This window comes from Bradyrhizobium sp. STM 3562, from assembly GCF_045571435.1.
Lineage (GTDB): Bacteria > Pseudomonadota > Alphaproteobacteria > Rhizobiales > Xanthobacteraceae > Bradyrhizobium.
Map to the genome: position 1 here is coordinate 3,652,927 of NZ_CP120694.1, position 17,844 is coordinate 3,670,770.

Consider the following 17,844-nt stretch of genomic DNA (forward strand, 5'->3'; position numbering starts at 1 on the left):
GGTCTTTTCCTCTAGGCGCGGGCGCGGTTGCCTGCGGCCGCGAGCACGGAGTTGATGATCGGCTCGTAGCCGGTGCAGCGGCAGATGTTGCCCGAAATCGCTTCAACCACCTCGGCGCGGCTCGGCTGCGGATTGCGGTCGAGCAGCGCTTTGGCCGCCATCAGCATTCCGGGCGTGCAGTAACCGCATTGGGCGGCAAAATTGTCGGCAAAGGCGCGCTGTAGCGGATGCAGGTTGGGACCTTCCTTCATGCCGTCGAGCGTCTCGACCGAGCGCCCTGCGACGGTCTCGGCCAATGTCAGGCAGGAGAGGTGCAGTTCGCCGTCGATCAGCACGCTGCAGGCGCCGCAGCCGCCCTGACCGCAGCCGAATTTCGGGGTCATGTCGCCGATCAATTCGCGCAGCGCGACCAAGAGATTGGTGCCGCCATCGACAAAGATTGCGGCATCGCGGCCATTGTGACGAAATTGCAGGGCAGTCTTGGACATGAGATCTATTCCCGGGATCTATTCCTGGCCGGACAACAAGCGCCGAAAATGCACGCCGACGATCTCACGGCGATACCAGGCGCTACCCAGCGCATCGTCGACAGGCGAGGTGCCTTCGGTGATGGCTGAAGCCGCCGCAGTGATCGTAGACGCATCGAGGGGGCGACCTTCGAGCGCGCGCTCGGCGGCTCTGGCGCGAATCGGCGCAGGCGCCATCGAGCCGAGCGCCAGGCGCGCGCCCAGCACCCGGCCGCTGCTCATCGGCACGTGGGCAGCGAGGGTGATGACAGAGCCGCCCTTCGGTCTGATACGCGTGACCTTGCGATAGCGGAACGCGTCCGAGCTGATCGGCTTCTGGCAGGAGAGCGAGATCACGAGATTGCCAGCTTGGCGCTCACGTGATTGTAGAAACTCCTCGATCGGCACGTCACGTGCGCCGAAGCCGCCCTGCACGGCCACAGTGGCATCCAGCGCAAGCAGTGCGACCGCGAAATCGCCGTAGGGGTTGGGCGCGAACAGATTGCCACCGACGGTGCCCATGTTGCGGACGGCAGGTCCACCGATCGAACGTGCCGGGGCATGCAGGAAGGCAAGATCGCGCTCGGCAAGGACCTTCGCAAAGGTCACGCCGGCGCCGATCGTCACCCGCGGGCCCGCCGCGTCGATGCGCTGCAACGCCTGGTCGTTGGCGCGAACGACGGTCGAAATCGAAATGTCGCCCTCGTTCACGGCGCGCATCACCAGCGTGCCGCCGCCAAGGTAGCGGGCGGAGCGGTCCGATGACAGCGCCGATGCGGCTTCGCCTGCACTGCCGAATGTCTTTACCGTGATAGGCATGTTGCCTCCGCTCTCATGCGGCCATCTTCAGATGCGCCCGTATGGCCTCGAACCCGGCCTGATAGATCTGCTCCGCGACCATCTGGGTGATGCTTTGCGCATCTTCCAGCCTGGTCGTGAAACGCGATTCCCAGTGCCAGAAGGTGCGGTCGCCGTCCGTGACGGGAAGTAGGCGGACATGGGCCACATAGTTGAACATCGGGATCGGCGTATCGAGCAGGCAATAGGAGAACGTCTGTTCGAGATCGGAGAGTGCGAGAAGCTGTTCGCGCAGCTCCGCGCCGTCCTTCAACTTGAAGCGGCGCACGCAGCCGATCTTGTCGGACGGCTGCGCCCGCTCGATGGTGGAGGTCGCCACCGCCGGATGCCAACGATCATGACCGTTGAAATCGCGCAGCACCTCCCATACCGCGCTGGTCGGTGCATCAAGGATGGTGCTCATGACGATATGCGGCACGGCTAGCCTCCGAACGCCCGTTTCAGCGCATCGAAGCCGCCCTGGAACACACCGCTGCCGATGTTGTTGACAAGCTCCGCTTCCCGCTCGGGCGCGCAATCGAACTCGGCGGTCCACTCCAGGAAGGTCTTGTCGCCGTCGGTGACCGGCGTGAGCCGCAGCGTCGCGACATAGTTCTCGACCCCCATCGGAGATTCCAGGATCGAATAGGTGCAGAACATGTCGTAGTCGGAGAGGCCGAGCAGCTTCTCGCGGATGCGGTCGCCGTTGCGCAGGCGAAAATCACGCACGCAACCGATCTTGTCGGCGGGCTCGCCGCCTTCGATGCGGCTTTCCGCAATGGCAGGATGCCAGTTGGGCAGGCCGTTGAAGTCGCGCACGCGGGCCCAGACGCGATCATTGCGGGCATTGACGATAGAGGACACGTAGACTCTCGCCATGGCGCCGTTAGCCTTTCTTGCGCGGGCTGCGCTCGGTGGGCGTCTCAGTCGGGGCCGCCGCCGCGGGCGCTGGGGCGGCCTTGTTGTCGCCGGCACCTTTGCGTGCGGAATCCCTGATGCCCTGCATGTCACGCGCCTCGCGGATCAGGCCCGGCATCCTGGCAAGGCTGCCGCCTTCGACGCCGATGTCGGAGAGGATGGAGTCGATCAGCGGCGCCTGCACGCGGTAGCGCAGCGCCGAGTCGATCACCTCGTCGGTGGCGCTGCGACCGGAGCCATTGGCCTGACCGTTGCCGTTGAGGCCGTCGACCTGCAGGATGCGGATTCCCTCGATCTTCTCCATCGGCTTGACGCTTTCGCGCACGATGCCTTCGATGCGGTCGAGCAGCTTTCTGCGGAACAGCGAGTAGCGCGCCTCGTCGGTGAGGACGTTCTCGGCCTCGTTGAGCAGCCGCTGCGCCTCGGCTTCCACCGCCGCACGCACGCGCTCGGCCTCCGCCGCGATGCGGGTCTCCTCGGCCTGCTTCTCGGCGAGCAGCACTTCGACCGTCTTGCGCCGTTTGGCGATCTCGCTCTCCCGCGCCGTGACCACGCGCTCGGTGGCTTCCGTTGCGCGCATCCGAGCTTCTTCGGCCGCCGCGCGAGCTGCGGACTCCTCCAGCGACTTCTGATGAATGGCGATTGCCTTCTCCATCATCGCCGTCTCCACGTCCTTCTCTCGGCCAACCTCCAACCTGCGCAGATCGCGCTCGCGGCCAATCCGCGCCTCGTCGAGACCGCGGTCGGATGCGATACGGGCGCGCTCAACCTCCTCGCGCGAGGCGATCTCGGCTTCCTGCAGCGCCTGCACGCGGGCGATTTCGAGCTGCTCGGTGGCGCGGCGCCGTTCCAGCCTTGCTGCATCCAGCGCCTGCTCGCGTGAGACGTCGGTGGCTTCGACCTCCTTGCGCGCAACAATCTCGGCCTGCTTGACCTGGCGATCGGCGTCGACGCGCTCGGCGCGTTTGGCGGAGAGTGCAATGACCCGCTCTTCGTCGGCGATTTCGATCGTCTTTTTTTGCTCGATGTTGAGCACTTCGCGGGTCTTCGACGAGGCAATGCGCTCCGATTCCAGCGCCAGTTCGACGCCAATGCGCTGCCGCTCGATGGCGTCGCGGCGCTTGAGCTCTGCGGCCTCAAGCGCTTCGGTGCGCTCGATCTCCAGCGATCGGGTTTCGCGTTCGGCGCGGATGCGCTCGGCGGCAACGGCCTTTTCTTGCGCAATGCGGGCGGCTTCGATGGCCTCACGGGAGGCGATATCGGCCTCTTCGACCGCACGATTGCGGGCGATCTCGAGCGAACGGACGCGCTCCTCCTGCGCGATACGCGAGGCCTCGGTGGTCTCGCGCGCGGCAATGCCGGCGACCTCGATCGCCTGATTGCGCTCGATCTCCAGCTTGCGGGTGGCGTGCTCGGAGGAGATGCGCTCGGCGGAGAGCGTCCGCTCGCGCGCGATTCGGGCAGCTTCGACGGCGCGCTGCGCTTCGATCTCGGCCTCCTGAACGGCACGCACTTGCGCAATTTCGAGTGCACGCGTTTTCTCGTCCGAGGCGATGCGCTCCGCGTTGACTGCGGTCGTCTGAAGGATACGCGCCCGTTCCGTCGCTTCGCGCGCCGCTATTTCGGCTTCCTCAACAGTGCGGGTGCGCTCGATCTCGCGGCGGCGGGTTTCCTCCTCGTTGGCTATGCGCGCGTCGGTGACGACGCGATCCTGCTGGATTCGCGCCTTTTCGACCGCTTCGCGGGCGGCGATCTCGGCTTCTTCCACCGTGCGCATACGCTCGATGTCGCGCTGGCGCACCTCGCGCTCGGAGGCGATCCGTGCGGTATCGACTGCCCGCTGGTTGGCAATCCTGGCCTTCTCCACCTCCTCGCGGGCGACGAGCTCCTTCTCCTCGATGGCCCGGGTGCGTTCGATCTCCTTCTGGCGGGTTTCGCGTTCAGAGGCGATACGCGCTTCCGCGATTGCCTGCTCGTTGGCGATGCGAGCCTTTTCGATGGCCTCGCGCGCGGTGATCTGGGCCTGTTCGGATTCGGTCTCGCGCAAGGCGCGCTCGCGCGCCACTTCCGTGCGCTGCAGCGCCCGACGCATCTCGATATCGCGCTCCTGTTCCAGGCGTGCGGTCTCGCTCTCGCGCTCGATCTCGAGCGCCTGTCGTTCGGCTTCGAGGTTGCGCGAGCGGATCTTGATCATCGAATCCTGTTCGATGTCGTTGCGCAGCTTGCGCTTGGCCTCGATGTCCTCCATCAGGCGGGTGAGGCCTTCGGCATCGAAGCGGTTCGACGGGTTGAAGAATTCGAGATCGGTCTGGTCGAGATCGGTGATGGCGACCGATTCGAGCTCGAGACCGTTCTGTGCCAGCGCCTCGGCGGCCGCAGCCTTGACGCGCGCAACATAGTCGCCGCGCTGCTCGTGCATCTGCTCCATGGTCATTTCGGAGGCAACCGAGCGGATCGCTGAGACGAATTTGCCCGACAGGAGCGCATGCAGTTTCTCCGGCTCCATGGTGCGGCGGCCGAGCGTGGCGGCAGCGATCGCCACGGCTTCGCGCGTCGGCTGCACGCGGACATAGAAATCAGCCTCGATGTCGACGCGCATGCGGTCGCGGGTGATCACCGCGTCCTGCCTGGCGCGTACGATGCCCATCGGCAGCACGTTCATGTTGACCGGCGTGTAATCGTGGATGAACGGCAGCACAAAGGCGCCGCCATTGATCACCACGCGTTCGCCGAGAAAGCCGGTGCGGACGAAGGAGATTTCCTTGGACGAGCGGTGATAGAGCCAGTTGACGATGTAGACGCCGATTACGATCAGAATGATGGCCACGATCAGCCAGAGGATCAATTGGCCGATGAGAATCCCTGACATTGTCGTTCTCTCCCGAAGTCGAGCGATCAGCGCGCGCCGATCGCCTTGAATTTGCGAACCTGGTCCGTGAGCGCCCGCTCCACCGGCAGCCGCTCCATCGAGGAGGCGCCATAGAAGCCATGGCAATGGCGGGTCTTCTTCATGATGAAATCGGCATCCGCGGGATCCGCGATCGGGCCGCCGTGCGCGAGCACGAGAATGTTCGGGTTGATGCTGAGCGCCGCCGAAGCCCAGGTATCGATGCGCTTTGGGCAGTCTTCCAGTTTGAGCGCCGTGTGCGCGCCGATCGATCCGCCTGTCGTGAGGCCGAGATGGCAGACGATGATGTCGGCCCCGGCAATCGCCATGGCGGCGGCTTCCTTTTCGCTGAAGACGTACGGCGTCGTCAGCATGTTCTTCTCATGCGCCTTCGCAATCATCTCGATCTCCAGCGCGTAGGACATGCCGGTTTCCTCGAGATTGGCGCGGAAGATGCCGTCGATCAGCCCAACGGTCGGAAAGTTTTGCACGCCGGAAAAGCCGAGCGCCTTGAGCTGGTCGAGAAAGAGATCCATGTCACGGAACGGATCGGTGCCATTGACGCCGGCGAGCACGGGCGTTTTGGTCACGATGGGCAGAACTTCGGCGGCCATCTCGACCACGATGGCGTTGGCGTCGCCATAAGGCATAAGCCCGGCGAGCGAGCCGCGCCCGGCCATGCGGTAGCGGCCGGAGTTGTAGATGACAATGAGGTCGACGCCGCCGGCCTCCTCGCATTTGGCCGAGAGCCCGGTGCCGGCGCCCCCGCCGACGATCGGCTGGCCGCGGGCGACCATGTCGTGAAACTTCTCCAGGAGCTCTCCGCGTTCGAACCTGCCCATGGTCACCTCACCACTCTGCGCCGCCCGCCTGCGCGCCCGAGCAGGCCTCGAAACGTGCTGACAATGTTGGCGGCGAACGCGGGATCGTTGATGTTCTGGTTGGCGCGAATGAGCTGACGGTTGCTGGTCTGGCGCACGGTGCGCTCCAGCGCGCAAAACAGCGCCGCGTCCGCTTCCGGATCCCAGAACGGTTGGCCGGGCGCATCGAGCGCGGACACGCCGCCTTCGGGCAGGAAGAAGCGCACCGGGCCATCCATCTGGTTCAGCCGCTCGCCGATCCAGCGCCCCATGCGTTCGTTCTCCTCCGGCGTGGTCCGCATCAAGGTGACCTGCGGATTGTGGGCATGGAATTTACGCTTGTGGTAGCGCTCAGGGATCGTGTCCGGCGCGCCGAAATTGACCATATCGAGCGCGCCGACCGAGCCGACATAAGGCACGCGCTTGCGGATGACCGCTCGGAAGCGGTCTTCCGTTGCCGGAAACACGCCGCCCATCAGAAGATCGCAGACCTCGGTCGTGGTGAGGTCGACAACGGCCGCGAGCTGTCCGGACTCGACGAGCATCTCCATCGAACGGCCGCCGACGCCGGTGGCGTGAAAGACCAGGCATTCGAATTCGTCGTGCAGATCGGCCGTAATCTTCTGCACGGCCGGCGTGGTCACGCCGAACATGGTGATGCCGATCGCGGGAAGGGCCGTGCCCGGCTGGCGCTCCTCGCCCGCGCGCTGATCGAGCCGCGCCTTAACCATGCCGATCAGCGCATTGGCGCCGTTGGCGAGGATAGCGCGCGAGATCGAATTCAGGCCCTGCACGTCGGTGACCGAGTACATCATGGTGATGTCGGCAGGCCCTACATAGCGACCGACGTCGCCCGAGGCGACGGAGGAGATGATCAGCTTCGGCGCGCCGACGGGCAGGGCGCGCATCCCCGGCGCGACCAGCGACGCGCCACCCGAGCCGCCGGCCGAGATAATGCCGGCGATATTGCCCTGGCGCCGCACCCAGCTGGCGAACGCGTCTGCCATCGCCGTCACCGCCGCCCCGCGATCCGGACCGAACACGGCCGATCCGCCGCGCCCGTGGTTGAGGGCAATTTCCTGCGCCGTGACGTCGCAGGTGGACGGCTTGCCGCTGGTGGAGAGATCGACCAGCCGCGTGCGCAGGCCGCTTGCGGCGATGATGTCGCGGATGTAGCGCAGCTCCGTGCCCTTGGTGTCGAGCGTTCCGGCAATCAGCACCACCGGCGGGCCGGACGTTTGCGCAACTGTTGTTTCGCGCCGCTGCCGCATCTCCTCGATCCGCGCGACGCCTGTCGACAGCGTTCGCGCGGCCGCCTCGATGCGGGCAATTGGTACCGGCTGCGACCAGCGCGTCGGCGGCGTGGGGTTGGAGATATAGACGCGGGCGGGTCCTTTCGGAGGCGCAGGCTGTGGCGCGCGCTCCGCCTCGAGACGTTGCGGCTCGGCCGCGATATCCGGATCGATTTCGGCGTGCAGCCCAACGCCGAGCAGCCTTTGCTGCAGGTCGCGGTCGGCCGCAAGCCGCGCCGAATCGATGATGCGGTTGACACGTCCGTTGACCATGACGGCGACATTGCCCGAGACCGCGGTCGCCACGCCGATGTTCTGCTCGATCACCAGCACGGCGATGTCGCCATCTTCGCCAAGCCGCACCAGCATCTCCTCGACCTGGGCGACGATCACCGGCGCGAGGCCTTCCGTCGGCTCATCCATGATCAGGAGATGCGGATTGGTCAGAAGCGCGCGCGAGATTGCAAGCATCTGCTGCTCGCCGCCGGAGAGCTGGCCGCCGCTATGGTTCTTGCGCTCGGCAAGGCGCGGGAAGGTCTCGTAGATGCGCTCGACGGTCCAGGGCCCACGCCGTGTACCCGCGGCGAGACGCAAATGCTCGTCGACGCTGAGCGAGCGCCAGAGCCGTCGCCCTTGCGGGACGTAGCCGACACCAAGCCGTGCAATCGAGGCTGGCGCAAGCCTGGTGATGTTTTTGCCGCGCACGCGGATCGAACCGCTCCTGGTGCGCACCAGGCCCATGATGGCGTTGCACAGCGTAGTCTTGCCCATGCCGTTGCGACCGACGACCGAGAACACGCCCTGCTCGAGCGTCAGGTTGACGCCCTGCAGCGCATGTGAATGGCCGTAATAGACATCTAAGCCTTTGACCTCGAGCGCAGGCGAGGAGGCCCGGCGGATATCATTCATGGCCGCCTCCGAGATAGAGCTCTTGTACCTCGGGATCGGATTCGATCTCGCGTGGTAGGCCTTCCCTAAAGATGCGGCCGTTGTGCATCATCGTGACGCTCTCGACCACACGTAGCGCCACATCCATGTCGTGCTCGATGATGATGTAGCCGATATGGGGAGGCAAGGCGGTCAGGATCTCGATCAGCTCCCGGCGTTCGGTGGGCGAAAGCCCCGCAGCGGGTTCATCGAACAGGATGAAGCGGGGCGCGCCGGCGAGCGCCAGCGCGATCTCGAGTTGCCGCTGCTGCCCGTGCGCAAGTTCGGCGACGCGTTGATCCTTGACCGCGCTCAAATGCACGGCCTGAGCCAGGGCTTCGGCCGACTGCATCAGGGCATCGTTCTGGCCGGGACGCAGCATGGAGAAACGCCCGCGCGAGACGCCGCGGCAGGCGAGATAGATATTGTCCTGCACCGTAAGCCCGGGAAACAGCGCGGAAATCTGGTAGGTGCGGCGCAGCCCACGGCGGATGCGCTCATAGGGCGGGAAATGCGTAATGTCTTCGCCGAAGAAGCGGATGGTGCCCGAGGAGAGTGGAAAGTCGCCGGTGATGCAGTTGAACAGCGTCGTCTTGCCGGCGCCGTTTGAGCCGAGCACCGCGCGCCGCTCGCCCGGCCTCACGGTGATCGTGACGTCGGTCAGTGCCGCGAGCGCACCGAACATCCGCGTGACGCCGCGAAGCTCGAGCGCAGCGCCAGCGCCGGACAGACGGTGGGCGACGCTATCCATGGCCATGACGCCTGTCTGCAGCGGCCACTCCGGATCGGCTGCGCGTCCAGCGCTCCCACAGCCCGATCACTCCATCGGAGGACCAGAACACGACGGCGAGAAAGCCAAGCCCGATCAGCAGGCGGAAGCGGTTGCCGTCCAGCCCGATCTTGACCAGGAAGTCGAGCGCGAAAGTGCGCAGGATGACGAAAACGAAGGCGCCGATGAACGGGCCGACCGGCCGCGTGATGCCGCCGACAACGGCGATGATCAGGATGTCGATGGCAGCGCCGACGCTGACCGAGCCCGGGGCAATTTGCCGGTAGTTCCAGACCTGCAGGATACCGCCGAGCGCGGCAATGAAAGAGGCGCCGGCGTAAGCGGCGACGCGATGCGCGTTGACATTGAAGCCGAGCGCGGCCATGCGGCGCGGATTATCGCGCACGCCCTGCAGCGCAAGCCCAAACGGCGCGCGCGACAGATATCCGACCGCGAAATAGCAGAGCGCAGCGACCGCGAGCACCACATAATAGAAGGGAATATCGGCGCGCCAGTCGACGCCCAGGAAATGCGGGGTTGCAATGGTGTTGATGCCGGTGTGGCCGTTGAAGAGGGGCCAGTTCTGATTGGTGAAATAGAAGAACGCCGCGGCGATCGCCAGCGTGATCATGATGGTGTAGATGCCGGCGGTACGCACTGCCAGCGCGCCGCCGAGCGTGCCGAAGATGGTCGCAAGCGCGAGCGCCATTGGCGTTGCGAGCCACCAGGGCCAGCCTAGGCTGATGTTCGCGCTCGCGCTCATGCCGAGGATGGCATACATGTAGCCGGCAAAGCCCGCGATGGTGAGCTGCATCAGGCTCACCATGCCGCCATAGCCGGCAAGAAACATCAGGCTGAGCGCCACAGTCCCGAGGATCAATGTGGTGCCGAAGATCTCGATCAGGAAGAAGCCGTTGGCGATCAGCGGCATGATCAGCAGGATGATGACGACAATCCAGGCGGCTGGATTGTTGATCTCCGGCCAGGTGCGGAGGGACGGGCGCGCCGCAATGGCCGAGGGGGTCGCATGAGCGTGGGCGCCATGGCTGAGCGACATGTCAGCGCCTCGCCAGCAAACCCTGGGGCCGCAGCGCCAGCACCATGACCATGATCAGGAAGGTTACGACGATCGCATAGGTCGGGATGTAGACCGAGCCGAGCTGCTCGGCGAGGCCAATGATGAGCGCGCCAAGTGCGGCGCCCGGAATCGAACCCATGCCGCCGACAATGACAACCACCAGCGACGCCAGCAGAAAGCGTGTATCCTCGCCAGGCGAAAGCGACGAGAACGTGCCGCCGACAACGCCTGCGATCCCAGCAAGCCCCGCACCGACCGCGAAGACGAGCACAAAGACGAGCTGAATGCGCACGCCGGTGGCTGCGAGAATGTCGCGGTCATCGACGCCGGCGCGGATGATCATGCCGATCCGCGTGCGGTTGAGCACAAGCCACATCCCGATCCCGATCGCGATCGAGGCCACGAAGATGACGAGCCGCACCAGCGGATATTGCAGATAGATCGCTTCGCCCGATGAGCGCACGGCGGTGACCAGCGGCACTTCGACCGGGCCGATCAGCCAGCTCGGCGTCTGGATCTGGTAGAAGTCTCCGCCGAACACCCAGAGCATCAGATCGGCAAACACGATCGATAATCCGATGGTCACCATGGTCTGCCGCAGATCCTGGCCCTCCATGCGGCGGAACACGATGATCTGCAGCAGCATGCCGACCAGCGCCACGACGATGAAAGCGACGATGAAGCTCAGGATCCACGAGCCGGTCGAGCTGCTGATGCCGTAACCGATATAACCGCCAAACAGGTACAGCGATCCGTGCGCCAGATTGACGTTGCGCATCAGGCCAAAGATCAGCGTGAAGCCGCTCGCGACCAGGAAATAGAGCCCGCCGAGCGTGATGCCGTTGAAGACGGCATTGAGGAATACCTTTTTCCTGCCGATCGCTTCTTCAAGGCCCGGCGGCCAGACCGCGAAGATCAGCCAGAGCAGGATCGCAATCGCAAGGATCACGATCAGCGCCCAGGCTGGATGCCGCTCGATGAACCGGGTCACGTGCGCCACCTCGTCGCTGAAGCGACGCTTCGGCTGTTGTCCCAGCCGAGATCAGACGCATGGCAAGCGGCTAGCGGCCTCGCCACCGACGTGTCCTCCCGCGAAATGCGACCTCTTGCGGATCGCGTTCTCGGGCATCCTAGCGTGACCGCCGGCTCGGCGTTTGATCCTCAGTATCTTTTCGCGTGGGTGTTACGCTCGCAAAACCTTGGCGGCGCGACGGTATTCAGTCGGCGCAAGCCCGACATTGGCGGCAAAGAAGCGTGTGAACGCGCTCTGGGACGAGAAACCGAGATCGACACTGATATCGGCGATCGGAGTCTCCGACGTCACCAGCGAGTCCAGCGCGTGTTCCATGATCAGCGTATTGAGATAGAGGTTGGGCGTGACACCCGTCTGCGTCCGGAACAGCCGGTAAAAATGCGGCCGTGACAGGCCGGATTCGCGGGCGATGGTGTCGAGTTCGATCTCGACGCCAGGCGATTGGGACATCAGCTTGATGCATTTGCGCACCCGAAAATCCGTAATGGCTGCCGTCGCCTTGGCGTCCTGCACCTGCACGGATTGCAGCCAGCTCTCGACGTGGCAGATGTCGATCAACTGTCGGAGTTCGCTGTCGAGGCTGGCCAGCGAGGGCGCGCCGCAGACGAGCGCGGCCGTATGCCTGATCTGCTTCTTCAGGCTTGATGTTCGCGTAAACGAGCTACGGCCGAAGCGCATCCCGTTCGCATTGGCCGCGCTTGGGGCGAACCATTCCCAATTGACATAGAGCACAAAGAAGATCGCGCCGCTGTCGATATCGGTGGGAAGAAAATTGTGCGGCTCCCACGGGTTGACGGCGACGACCGAATCCTCCGCGAGAAGATGCCGCTGGTCGCAAACGTCGATCTGGGCCGGCGTGCCGCCAACGTGAAAGATCAGATGCCCTTCACGATGCGCATGCACGTTGAAGGGGCGGTTCAATTGGTAGACCGTCGCGCGGCCAAAGCGGCCGTGGAAGACGGCGAGCGCCCGGCTCATGCCCTCCCTCCCGCTGGATGCTTTTGTTTTTCGTCTAGCGTTCAACATCCGGGGAGGGAATGCAAGTCCAGAGCGCAGACCGATCCTGTTTCTACCGGTCGAGCGCTCGCACGTGCAAAAAAGGTCAGTACTTCTTGCATTCCGGTACTGTGCGGCTGGGCAGACCGATCTTGGCAAACACCGCCGGCTCATAGCCAAGCGTCTGATTCACATTCGGGATCACCTTCACGACCTTGGAAAATAGTGCGCCCTTGCCGTCGTCCACGACTTCAGTCACGAAGTTCGTGCCGATAGCCTGGCGGTTGGAGTCGAGCTTGATCTTGCCGTTGGGCGCATCGATCTCGAGCTTGGCGAGTGTCGCCTTCAGTTCTTCCTGGTTGTTGCTGAGGTCGCCATTCACCGCCCGCAGCGCCAGGATCAGCGCCATCGTTGCGTCATAATAATTCGTTGCGAGCAGGGATGGGCTCGGGAAGCGTTTCTCAGGCGGGAAGGAATCCTGATAGGCCTTGACGAATTTCTGCCAGCCCGGATCGTCCCAGGTATCGGCCTGGCCACTGGCGGCGATCGTGCCGATCAGCGCATTTTTGGCACTGCCCTTGGCGGACAGGATGGTCTGATCGACCAGGATCGAGCCGCCCATCAGATGCGCCTTGCCTCCGGCCTGCTGATATTGATTGAGGAAATTGACGGCGTCAGCGCCGCCAAGCCCGAGATAGATGGCATCGACATCGTCAGGCAGTGATGCGATCACCGAGGCAAAATCCTTGGTCCCGAGCGGCACCCACTGGCGGCTCGTCACTTGTCCGCCGGCGCCACAGAAATCGAGCACCAGACCGAACACCTGGGTGTAGACGAACGAATAGTCCTCGCCAACGGTCGCGATCTTGCGATAGCCCTTGGTTTCATAGGCATATTTGCCAAGGCCCACCTGCCATTGCGCGCCGTCCATGTTGAAGCGGAAGAAATTCGGTGCCGGGTCGACATAGGTCGTCTCCTGCGCGCCGGATGCCGCGTTGACAAAGGTGAGCTCCGGATGCGTCTTGGCAAAGTTTTTCACTGCAATGCCTTCGTCGCCGGAGAGCGGGGAGAGGAGGACCTGCACCTTGTCCTGTTCGATCAGCTTGCGAACCGCGCGCACCGCCGAATCCGGCGTCGCATCGGTGGAGGCCACGACATAGTCCAGTTCCTTGTCGCCGATCTTCTTGCCGAACGTATTGAGCGCTGTCTGGAAGCCGCGCATGCCGTCCTCGCCGAGCACTGTGTAGGTGCCCTCGAGCGTCGCAGTGACACCGACCTTGATTTTTTCCTGAGCCATGGCTGTGCCCGACAGGAACAGGCCGCTCAATGCAATCAGTCCGATACTGCCTTTCAACATTTGTCTTCCTCCCTCTGTCGCCAAAGCCCAAGTCGACAAGCCGCGTTGCCGCGTTTGCTCGCGGCTTGCGCAACCGTCGGGTGATGACGCAAAGGCTAGCCGAAAGATGAGACCACGGGCGCGCCGCCGCTGCGTACGGCTTGGCCGGCAGTCTCATTTCGCATGTTGCGTCGCAGAACCTCGCACAGCCGGTGTGAGCAGGGGACGGAATAAATTGTACTGACCAGATTTGCCGACGGCAGTGAGACGTGGCGAACACCTCGCGAGTCGCAGCGGGCCATCGGCTGTCTGTCGACCGGGACGAGGCGTGGCGGGCGGCGAACGCCGCCTCGTCGTCTTCGGTCTTGAGAAGACAGGCTCGCGTCGTATCGAGGAGACGGTAGGGCATCATGGCCGATCGGGCGCGGTGCGACCATCGACTTGGCGACGAGGCTATCAATGGCATCGAACCGAACGGAGCGGTCGACGCGATCCTCCGGCACGACCCCGAGCGCGGCGTCGATGGTGAAATGTCCGGCGAAAACAGCCAACCTGCGTAGCACGAGGCGTTCGAGATCGGACAACAGCCCGTAGCTCCAGTGCAGCGTCGCCTGCAACGTCTTCTGCTTGGGCGGCAAGATCAACAGCATCCGCTTGTCCCGCAGATGAAGGAGTGCGGGCATTGGATCGTCGGCCCGGGCGGGCAGACCGAGCATCAGCAGGATCGAGTGATGACGGGATCGGGATCGACGCCAATCAGAAAGCTTGCGGCACGATTGCGTTGCAGCATGAAGAAGGGCTTGACGGCACCGACCGCCTCTGCAATTTTTTGCAGCATGTGAAGAAATTTGCAAGCGAGCTTTTCCGAGCATGGCTGCACCTTCCGACAGGCTGCCGATGATCGATGGCGAAGCGTCGCTTGCGACGCGGGCGGCCTGGCTCTATTTCGCGGCCGGGATGACGCAGTCGGAAGTCGCGGACCGGCTGAATATTCAGAGCACCAAGGCGCACCGCTTGATCGCGCGCGCAAGCCGCGAAGGCATGATCCGCGTCTTCGTTGAAGGTCCGGTGGCCGAATGCGTCGCCCTGGAGAATACGCTGGCGCAGCGCTATGGCCTGGCCTTCTGCCGCGTTGCGCCTGATCTCGGCGAAGGTGAACTGCCGCTGAAGGCCCTGGCGCTCGAGGGCGCGAGCTTTTTGCGCCAGATCCTCGAGCGCGGCGACGACAAGGTGATCGGCGTCGGCCACGGCCGCACGCTCGCTGCCGTCGTGGAGCAGTTGCCGCAGACGCCGGCGCGGGACGTGCAATTCGTCTCGCTGCTTGGCGGATTGACGCGAAAATTTGCCGCCAATCCATTCGATGTGATCCACCGGCTGGCCGAACGGACCGGCGCCGAAGCCTATCTGCTGCCGGTTCCGGTGTTTGCGAATTCGGTCGCCGACCGCGCAATCCTCATGCAGCAATACGGCATCGCCGAAGTGTTCGCACTGGCGCGCAAGGCCTCGCTGCTGTTCGTCGGCATCGGTCAGATCAGCCGCGACGGCTTTCTGGTGTCGAGCGGCATGATCAAGCCCGACGAGGTCGTCGATTTGAAGCGGGTGGGCGCCTGCGCCGACCTGCTTGGGCATTTCTTCAGCGAGGACGGCCGCATGCTGGACATCGATCTGTCGGCTCGCGCCACTTCGATGAGCGCGGCCGATCTGAAAAAGCATCGCATTGTCGCGATTGCTGGCGGGCTGGCCAAGGTGACCGCACTGCGTGCCGTGCTGCGTAGCAGCATGCTGCACGGACTTATTATCGACGAAGCGACCGCGCAGGCGCTCGTTGCGGAAAAGCCGGAGAGGACATCCGGCAGAGCAAGAATCAGAAGCCGAAAGGGCAGGTAGACGCGTAAGCAGGGAGGACTGAATGTACGATCGTGAAAAGAATCTGTTCGAATCCTACACCGCCAAACGCATCAGCCGCCGCGATCTGCTCGATGGCGCGGCCAAGCTCGGTATTGCGGGTGCCGCCGCAAAGGCCGCATTCGTCTCCGCGGTCTCGCAGGCGATGGCTGCGGATTTCAATTGGAAGGCCTACAGCGGCAAGAGCATCAAGCTGCTCTTGAACAAGCATCCCTATGTCGATGCGATGATCGCAGACCTCGATGCGTTCAAGACCCTGACCGGGATGAACGTCACCTACGACATCTTCCCCGAAGACGTCTATTTCGACAAGGTGACGGCCGCTCTGTCCTCGAAGTCGGACCAGTACGATGCCTTCATGACCGGGGCGTACATGACCTGGACCTACGGTCCGGCCGGCTGGATCGAGGACCTCAATCACTACATCAAGGACCCCGCAAAGACCAATCCGGCATTCAATTGGGAGGATGTGCTGCCGAACCTGCGCGCGTCGACGGCATGGGACGGTAAAGCTGGTTCCGAGCTGGGTTCGGGCAGTGCCAAGCAGTGGTGTATTCCGTGGGGCTTTGAGCTCAACAACGTCACCTACAATCGGGTCATCTTCGACAAGGTGGGGGTGAAGCCGCCGAAGAACATGGATGACATGATCGAGGTCGCGGCCAAGATCAGCAAGGATGCAGGCGGGCCTTACGGGATCGGCGTCCGCGGCTCGCGCTCCTGGGCCACGATCCATCCCGGTTTCCTGTCGGCATATTCGAATTTCGGCCAGAAGGATTTTGTGATGGAGGGCGGCAAGCTGAAAGCCGCCATGAACACCAAGCCGTCGAAAGACTTCCATGAAAAGTGGGTCAGGATGATTCAGCAGTCCGGACCCAAGAACTGGTCGACCTACACCTGGTACCAGGTCGGCACCGATCTCGGCGCCGGCGCCTCCGGCATGATCTTCGATGCCGACATCCTCGGCTATTTCATGAACGGCGGCGAGAACAAGGAGAGGGGGCATTTGGGTTACGCGCCATTTGCGGCCAATCCGGCGGCGAAAGCGCCGACGCCCAATGTCTGGATCTGGTCGCTCGCAATGTCGAGTTTCTCCAAGCAGAAGGACGCGGCCTGGCTCTTCATGCAATGGGCCGCATCGACCGAGCACGACCTGTTCGGCGCACGCAAGATGGACTTCGTCAACCCGGTGCGCACTTCCGTGTGGAACGACAGTGATTTCCGCGACAGGATCGCCAAGTCCTATCCCGGCTATCTCGAGCAATACGATGTCTCTTCACCCGGCGCGAAGATCTACTTCACGGCTCAACCTCTGTTCTTCGATCTGACCACCGAATGGGCCGCGTCGCTGCAGAAGATGGTCGCGAAGGAAGTCAGCGTCGACGAAGGGCTCGACAAACTCGCCGAAAGCATCAACCGCCAGCTCAAGCAAGCCGGCCTCGGTTGATACAGCCCGTGGTGCCGGTTCCTCCGCACCATGACAGGCCGTCGGCCCGGATAGCAGCAGCGTCCCGGCCGGCGTCGCGGCAGCGAAGCTTCGATCGGTTGTCACCATGAGCATGCTCCAGCTTCTTCAGACGAACGTATTGACCGGGCGCACCGCGAAGCCGCGGGGCCGCATTCTGCCCTATGTGCTGAGTCTGCCAGCCTTGCTCGTCTGCGTGGCGATTCTGGTCCCGTTCGTGACCGCCGCAGTCTACTCGCTGCAGCGCTATCGGCTGAACCTGCCGTATTTGCGGGGCTTCGTCGGTCTGGACAATTACATCGATTTTCTGTCCGACCCCGCCTTCTGGAATACGCTCCGCATCTCGCTCGTCTATACCGCGCTCACCGTTGTACTCGAGCTTCTGCTCGGGCTTGCCATCGCACTTCTGCTGCGACGGCCGACCCGCTTCCACAATGCCGTTTCCATCATCCTGCTACTGCCGCTGATGACCGCGCCGGCAATTGCGGCCCTGATGTGGAAGCTCATGACCAATCCAGGATTCGGCATCCTATCCTATCTGGTCAGTCTGTTCGGCATCACCGATTTCAAATGGGCGTCGGATCCCTCGACCGCGCTGTTTACAGTCGTGCTGGTCGACATCTGGGTCTACACACCCTTCATCATGATCCTGCTGCTGGCAGGGTTGCGCTCATTGCCGCGCCAGCCGTTCGAGGCGGCCGCGCTCGATGGCGTGCCTGCGAGCTTCGTGTTCTTCCGGATCACTCTGCCGATGCTGGCCCCGTACATCATCACGGCCTCGTTGTTCCGCCTGCTCGACTCGATCCAGCAGTTCGACATCATCTACGCCATGACGCAAGGCGGGCCCGGGGACCGCTTGATGGTATTTCAGGTGCAGTCCTATCTGGAGTTCTTCCAATACACCAATGTCGGCCGTTCCGCCGCATTGTTGATGATCCTTTGGCTCATCACGAACATCCTGTCCAACATCTTCATCAAGCACTGGTTGCGGCTGCGTGCGCGCGCCCACCGCCAGGCATGACGTCGAGGAGAGCGACG

At 63.5% G+C, this 17,844-nt stretch carries 16 protein-coding genes and 1 pseudogene; 3 read left to right on the top strand and 14 right to left on the bottom strand.

From position 1 onward, the window contains the following. Nucleotides 1-11: 11 nt before the first annotated feature. From P6U23_RS16740 to P6U23_RS16805, 14 genes and pseudogenes are all read right to left on the bottom strand, one after another. Nucleotides 12-488: a (2Fe-2S)-binding protein gene (locus P6U23_RS16740; protein ID WP_407180809.1), complete on the bottom strand. Its 477-nt coding sequence runs from the start codon at nucleotides 486-488 to the stop codon at nucleotides 12-14. Between the two features lie 18 nt (nucleotides 489-506). Further along, the gene (locus P6U23_RS16745) at nucleotides 507-1,325 is read right to left on the bottom strand and encodes an FAD binding domain-containing protein (protein WP_407180810.1); all 819 of its coding nucleotides are present in this window, start codon (nucleotides 1,323-1,325) and stop codon (nucleotides 507-509) included. A 13-nt stretch (nucleotides 1,326-1,338) separates the two neighbouring features. Next, entirely contained in the window at nucleotides 1,339-1,782 is a 444-nt protein-coding gene (locus P6U23_RS16750) for an SRPBCC family protein (RefSeq protein WP_407180811.1), read from the bottom strand. A 2-nt stretch (nucleotides 1,783-1,784) separates the two neighbouring features. After that, a complete protein-coding gene (locus tag P6U23_RS16755; RefSeq protein WP_407180812.1) occupies nucleotides 1,785-2,222 on the bottom strand; it encodes an SRPBCC family protein in 438 nt (145 codons plus the stop codon). A gap of 7 nt (nucleotides 2,223-2,229) precedes the next feature. Next, complete coding sequence (locus P6U23_RS16760) at nucleotides 2,230-5,130, bottom strand: flotillin domain-containing protein (RefSeq protein WP_407180813.1); 2,901 nt, start codon at nucleotides 5,128-5,130, stop codon at nucleotides 2,230-2,232. Nucleotides 5,131-5,156: 26 nt separating this feature from the next. Further along, complete coding sequence (locus tag P6U23_RS16765) at nucleotides 5,157-5,990, bottom strand: phosphoenolpyruvate hydrolase family protein (RefSeq protein ID WP_407180814.1); 834 nt, start codon at nucleotides 5,988-5,990, stop codon at nucleotides 5,157-5,159. 2 nt (nucleotides 5,991-5,992) lie between these two features. Continuing rightward, nucleotides 5,993-8,209, bottom strand: coding sequence for an ABC transporter permease (locus P6U23_RS16770; protein ID WP_407180815.1), 2,217 nt, complete (start codon nucleotides 8,207-8,209; stop codon nucleotides 5,993-5,995). Then, nucleotides 8,202-8,978 (bottom strand): ABC transporter ATP-binding protein, encoded by a 777-nt coding sequence (locus tag P6U23_RS16775; protein ID WP_407180816.1) that lies wholly within the window; start codon nucleotides 8,976-8,978, stop codon nucleotides 8,202-8,204. Before P6U23_RS16775 ends, P6U23_RS16770 begins: the two co-directional genes overlap by 8 nt. Next, a complete protein-coding gene (locus P6U23_RS16780) occupies nucleotides 8,971-10,053 on the bottom strand; it encodes a branched-chain amino acid ABC transporter permease (protein WP_407180817.1) in 1,083 nt (360 codons plus the stop codon). The genes P6U23_RS16775 and P6U23_RS16780 overlap by 8 nt, the downstream gene beginning before the upstream one ends. Before the next feature lies 1 nt (nucleotide 10,054). Beyond that, nucleotides 10,055-11,065, bottom strand: a complete 1,011-nt coding sequence (locus P6U23_RS16785) for a branched-chain amino acid ABC transporter permease (RefSeq protein ID WP_407180818.1) — start codon at nucleotides 11,063-11,065, stop codon at nucleotides 10,055-10,057. Between the two features lie 192 nt (nucleotides 11,066-11,257). Next, nucleotides 11,258-12,085 (bottom strand): AraC family transcriptional regulator, encoded by an 828-nt coding sequence (locus P6U23_RS16790; RefSeq protein ID WP_407180819.1) that lies wholly within the window; start codon nucleotides 12,083-12,085, stop codon nucleotides 11,258-11,260. A 124-nt stretch (nucleotides 12,086-12,209) separates the two neighbouring features. Beyond that, the gene (locus tag P6U23_RS16795) at nucleotides 12,210-13,460 is read right to left on the bottom strand and encodes an ABC transporter substrate-binding protein (protein WP_407180820.1); all 1,251 of its coding nucleotides are present in this window, start codon (nucleotides 13,458-13,460) and stop codon (nucleotides 12,210-12,212) included. A 301-nt stretch (nucleotides 13,461-13,761) separates the two neighbouring features. Next, nucleotides 13,762-14,104 (bottom strand): annotated as a pseudogene (locus tag P6U23_RS16800) (transcriptional regulator); the annotation flags it as partial. Between the two features lie 50 nt (nucleotides 14,105-14,154). Continuing rightward, complete coding sequence (locus P6U23_RS16805; protein ID WP_407180821.1) at nucleotides 14,155-14,277, bottom strand: hypothetical protein; 123 nt, start codon at nucleotides 14,275-14,277, stop codon at nucleotides 14,155-14,157. A gap of 32 nt (nucleotides 14,278-14,309) precedes the next feature. On the opposite strand from P6U23_RS16805, the gene P6U23_RS16810 reads away from it, so the two are divergent. The 3 genes from P6U23_RS16810 to P6U23_RS16820 all read left to right on the top strand — a co-directional run bounded on the left by P6U23_RS16810 (nucleotide 14,310) and on the right by P6U23_RS16820 (nucleotide 17,827). After that, nucleotides 14,310-15,326, top strand: coding sequence for a sugar-binding transcriptional regulator (locus P6U23_RS16810; protein WP_407180822.1), 1,017 nt, complete (start codon nucleotides 14,310-14,312; stop codon nucleotides 15,324-15,326). Nucleotides 15,327-15,348: 22 nt separating this feature from the next. After that, nucleotides 15,349-16,788 carry an extracellular solute-binding protein gene (locus tag P6U23_RS16815; protein ID WP_407180823.1) on the top strand — a complete coding sequence of 480 codons (1,440 nt, stop codon included), beginning with the start codon at nucleotides 15,349-15,351 and terminating at the stop codon, nucleotides 16,786-16,788. Between the two features lie 112 nt (nucleotides 16,789-16,900). Continuing rightward, nucleotides 16,901-17,827: a carbohydrate ABC transporter permease gene (locus P6U23_RS16820; protein WP_407181490.1), complete on the top strand. Its 927-nt coding sequence runs from the start codon at nucleotides 16,901-16,903 to the stop codon at nucleotides 17,825-17,827. The last annotated feature ends 17 nt before the right edge of the window (nucleotides 17,828-17,844 follow it).